The following is a 4914-nucleotide window of genomic DNA, read 5'->3' as shown; positions in this document are numbered from 1 at the left end:
ATGGCCTCCCCGAATTCCTTCCACCCACCTTCCTCGACCGCCGCCGAAAACCCCGGCGCAACAACCTCCACGAACCGCTGCCATTCGCAGCCTGAACACGGGAAAGGCCCCGCGGCCACACGACCGCGGGCCCACACCCGCGCGTCCGCGACCCCGACGCCCCACGACGCAGCGGGCACCGGTCCGGACCGGCCGCGAGCCCCACGCCCGCGCCGCCCAGCCGACGCAATCCCACTATTGACATCTTGCCAGTAGCGTCCCGCTGCAATAGCTTCCTCACCATGGCCGACTACGCCGAGATCACCTACGCCGTCGAGGACCGGATTGCCACCGTCACCCTCGACCGGCCCGAGGCACGCAACGGCTACACCATCCGGATGGCCGACGAGCTCGCCGCCGCCATGGAACGGGCCGATCGGGATGAGGACGTCCGGGTGGTCGTGCTGACCGGTGCCGGGAAAGACTTCTGCGTCGGCGCCGATCTCTCCCAAGGCGGCTTCGACTTCGATCCCGCCGAGGGGCCCGGGGACGCCTGGCAGGAGCCCGCCGGCCGGTGCTCGAAGCGGATCTTCGCCATGAACAAGCCCGTCATCGCCGCCCTGCACGGGGCCGCCGTGGGCGGCGGGCTCACCATCACGCTCTCGTGCGACTACCGGCTCGCCTCGGAGGACTCGCGGTTCGGCTTCGTCTTCACCCGCCGCGGCATCTACCCCGAAGGCGCGTCCGCCTGGTTCCTGCCCCGGCTCGTCGGGATGGGCACCGCGCTCGACTGGATGGTCAGCGGGCGCGTCTTCGATGCGGCCGAGGCGCTGGAGAAAGGCTTGGTGCACAAGGTCTTCCCCACCGGCACCGTGCTGGACGAAGCGAAGAAGGTCGCGAAGGAGATCGTCGAGACGACCGCGCCGGTGTCGGTCGCCGTCACGCGGCAGCTGCTCTACCGGATGGCGAGCGCCGAGTCGCCGTTCCCGGTGCACGAACTGGACTCGAAGCTGATCGGCGGGCTCGGCGCGAACCCGGACGCCGTCGAGGGTGTCCTCTCCTTCCTGCAGAAACGGCCGCCGTCGTTCGGGATGCGCGTCGAGAAGGACCTGCCCGACTACCTCCCCTGGCTGGAGAAATGACCGCCTACCCGCCGCAGCCCTGGCACCTCGTCGCCGACGCGCACGTCTCGATCTGGCGCGTCCCCGCGCGCGACGTGCACCCCGGCGCCCTGTCCGTCGCCGGGTTCACCTCCGTCTTCACCGCCTGGATCAGTTACCGGGAGCCGGGGCAGCTCGCCTACCACGAACTGCTCGCCGCCGTCCCGGTGCGCGGGAAGCGGACCACCTGCACGATCACGCAGATCTGGGTCGACTCCGAAGTCTCCCTCGCCGGCGGCCGCGAGCTGTGGGCCATCCCGAAGGACCTCGCCGCCCTCCAGTTCACCGACCGCACCTACACCGCGGCCACCGGTGACGACTGGATCGCCACCGCCGCCTTCACGCCGCGGCCGGGCTCGCCGCTCGCCCTCCCCAGCCGGTTCGACGTCCTCCAGGACCGTGCCGGCACCCCCGTCCGGACGCCGGTCGGCGCGAAGATCCGGCCCGGGCTCGCCGCGGCCGACTGGGCGGTCAACGCGCGCGGCCCGCTCGGCTACCTGGCCGGCCGGCGGCCGTTCCTGAGCCTCGCGCTGCCCGGCAGCGAACTGCGGTTCGGGGCTTGAGCAGCACCTCTGGGTGATCACGCCACCCGGCAGGGTGAGGACCCGCGACACGCCATTTAGGGTCCCGCGCGCGGCTCGACCCCAACATGTAGTCTCTCAACACCGGCAGCCCCCAGCGACGGGGAGACCGCTGCGGAGGGTCGCCGGGCAGCTTTCCGAAAACCGCAGCGCACGGCCTCGCGAGGCCGTGCGGCGATCGAACGCGCCCGAAAACTTGGAGACACGCATGTCAGTCGAAACCGGTCAGCGGCCGTCCGCTGCCGACTCACCCACCGCGATCCGGGTCATCCGGCGGGACGGCAGCGTGTCGCCGTTCGACGCCGGGAAGATCTCGGTCGCGCTGACCAAGGCGTTCCTCGCGGTCGAGGGCGGCGACGCCGCCGCGTCCTCCCGCGTGCACCACGTCGTCGCGGAGCTGACCCAGCAGGTCGAGACCAGCCTGCTGCGCCACGCCGGCCCCGAGACCGCCCTGCACATCGAGCAGATCCAGGACATCGTCGAGCTCGCCCTCATGCGCGGTGAGCACCACAAGGTCGCTCGCGCCTACGTCCTCTACCGCGAGGAGCGCGCGAAGGCCCGCGAAGCCGCGAAGCCGGCCGCGGCCGAGGCCGCGCTGAACGTCAAGGGCACCGACGGCGTCCTGCGTCCGCTCGACTGGGCCCGCGTTTCCCACGTGGTGGGCGAGGCCGTCGCCGGCCTCGACGACGTCACGGCCGAGCCGGTGCTGGCCGAGACCAAGCGCAACCTCTACGACGGCATCAGCGCCGACGAGCTCGCCCTGGCCCAGATCATGGCCGCCCGCGTGCTGGTCGAGCAGGAGCCGAACTACTCCTACGTCTCCGCCCGCCTGCTGCTGGACAAGCTGCGCGGCGAAGCGCTGAGCTACCTCGCGCAGAAGCCGCGCCAGGCCAGCCAGGACGAGATGGCCGCCGAGTACCCGGCGTACTTCCGCGCCTACCTGCGCCGCGCCATCGAGCTGGAGCTGGTCGACGGCGAGCTGCAGCGCTTCGACCTGGACAAGATCACCGCCGCGATCCGCCCCGAGCGTGACCTCGACTTCGGGTTCCTCGGCCTGCAGACGCTGTACGACCGGTACTTCCAGCACCACGAGGGCACCCGCTTCGAGCTGCCGCAGGCCTTCTTCATGCGCGTCGCCATGGGGCTCGCGATCCGGGAAGACGACCGCGAAGCCCGCGCGATCGAGTTCTACGAACTGCTGTCGAGCTTCCACTTCATGGCCTCGACGCCGACGCTGTTCAACTCGGGCACCACGCGCCCGCAGCTGTCGTCCTGCTTCCTGACCACGGTGGACGACGACCTGGACTCGATCTTCCAGGCCTACAAGAACAACGCGCTGCTGGCGAAGTACTCGGGCGGCCTCGGCAACGACTGGACGCCGGTCCGCGGCCTCGGCGCGCACATCAAGGGCACCAACGGCCAGTCGCAGGGTGTCGTGCCGTTCCTCAAGATCGCCAACGACACCGCCGTCGCGGTCAACCAGGGCGGCAAGCGCAAGGGCGCGGCGTGCGCGTACCTCGAGACGTGGCACGTCGACATCGAGGAATTCCTCGACCTGCGCAAGAACACCGGTGACGACCGCCGCCGCACCCACGACATGAACACCGCGAACTGGGTGCCGGACGAGTTCCTCCGCCGCGTCGAGGCCGACGCGCAGTGGACGCTGTTCTCGCCGAACGAGACCCCGGACCTGCACGACCTCTACGGCAACGAGTTCTCCCGGCGCTACCGCGAGTACGAGGCCGCCGCCGAGCGCGGCGAGATCAAGGTGTTCCGGCGCGTCCGCGCGGTGGACCTGTGGCGCCGCATGCTGACCATGCTGTTCGAGACCGGCCACCCGTGGATCACCTTCAAGGACCCGTGCAACCTGCGCTCGCCGCAGCAGCACGTCGGCGTCGTGCACTCGTCCAACCTGTGCACCGAGATCACGCTGAACACCAACAGCGAAGAGGTCGCGGTCTGCAACCTCGGCTCGGTCAACCTGCTCAAGCACGTGACCCCCGAGGGCCTCGACACGAAGCGCCTCGAGAAGACCGTGCGCACCGCCGTCCGCATGCTGGACAACGTGATCGACATCAACTTCTACACGATCCCGGAGGCGCGCCGCTCCAACCTGCGCCACCGCCCGGTCGGGCTGGGGCTGATGGGCTTCCAGGACGCGCTGTTCGAGCTGGGCCTGCCGCTGTCGTCGGAAGCCGCCGTGCAGTTCGCCGACACGAGCATGGAGCACATCTCCTACTACGCGATCTCGGCGTCGACCGACCTCGCCGAGGAGCGCGGCCAGTACCAGTCGTTCGAGGGCTCGCTGTGGAGCAAGGGCATCCTGCCGATCGACTCGATGCAGCTGCTCATCGACGCGCGCCAGGGTGACAACCTCGACGTCGACCTGTCCACGACGCTGGACTGGGCGCCGCTGCGCGAGCGGGTCAAGACCGTCGGCATGCGCAACTCCAACGTGATGGCGATCGCGCCGACCGCGACGATCTCCAACATCTGCGGGGTCGGCCAGTCGATCGAGCCGCTGTTCCAGAACCTGTACGTCAAGTCGAACATGTCCGGCGACTTCACCGTGGTGAACCCGCACCTGGTCCGTTCGCTCAAGGCGCGCGGGCTGTGGGACGAGGTCATGGTCAGCGACCTCAAGTACTTCGACGGCAGCCTCGGCCAGATCGACCGCGTGCCGGACGACCTGAAGGCGCTGTACGCGACGGCGTTCGAGATCGAGTCGAAGTGGCTGGTGGACGCGGGTTCGCGGCGCCAGAAGTGGATCGACCAGGCGCAGTCGCTGAACCTGTACATCGCGGCGCCGAGCGGCCGCAAGCTCGACCAGCTGTACCGCTACGCGTGGCACAAGGGCCTCAAGACCACGTACTACCTGCGGGCGCAGTCCGCGACGCACGTGGAGAAGAGCACCCTGCGCGGCACCGACGGCAAGCTGAACGCCGTCTCGGCCACCCCGGCCCCGGCCGCGGCCGCTCCGGCTCCCGCCCCGGCCCCGGCCCCGGCGCCGACCCCGTCGCCTTCTCCGTCGCCCAAGCCGGAGCCGGACGTCGACTTCGTGGCCACCGAAGGCGCCGCCTGCCGCATCGACGACCCCGACTGCGAAGCCTGCCAGTAAGCCTCCCGCGGCTTGTCGTGAGTGGGTATTTGGGGTGTATACCAAATTTACAAACAAGCACCCGCCCGCCTGGAGG

The 4914-nt window shown here is 69.8% G+C and carries 3 protein-coding genes; all 3 read left to right on the top strand.

Annotation, left to right across the window (positions count from 1 at the left end):
* Positions 1–281 precede the first annotated feature (281 nt).
* The 3 genes from ACWEF6_RS42720 to ACWEF6_RS42710 all read left to right on the top strand — a co-directional run bounded on the left by ACWEF6_RS42720 (position 282) and on the right by ACWEF6_RS42710 (position 4838).
* Complete coding sequence (locus tag ACWEF6_RS42720; protein ID WP_449688170.1) at positions 282–1121, top strand: enoyl-CoA hydratase-related protein; 840 nt, start codon at positions 282–284, stop codon at positions 1119–1121.
* Positions 1118–1702 carry an acetoacetate decarboxylase family protein gene (locus ACWEF6_RS42715; protein WP_449688169.1) on the top strand — a complete coding sequence of 195 codons (585 nt, stop codon included), beginning with the start codon at positions 1118–1120 and terminating at the stop codon, positions 1700–1702. Before ACWEF6_RS42720 ends, ACWEF6_RS42715 begins: the two co-directional genes overlap by 4 nt.
* 226 nt (positions 1703–1928) lie before the next feature.
* The gene (locus tag ACWEF6_RS42710; RefSeq protein WP_449688168.1) at positions 1929–4838 is read left to right on the top strand and encodes a ribonucleoside-diphosphate reductase subunit alpha; all 2910 of its coding nucleotides are present in this window, start codon (positions 1929–1931) and stop codon (positions 4836–4838) included.
* Positions 4839–4914: the final 76 nt, after the last annotated feature.

This window comes from Amycolatopsis sp. NPDC004772 (genome assembly GCF_053601215.1).
Note: the sequence above shows the minus strand (reverse complement) of the source record. Positions and strands in the feature narration are given on the sequence as shown.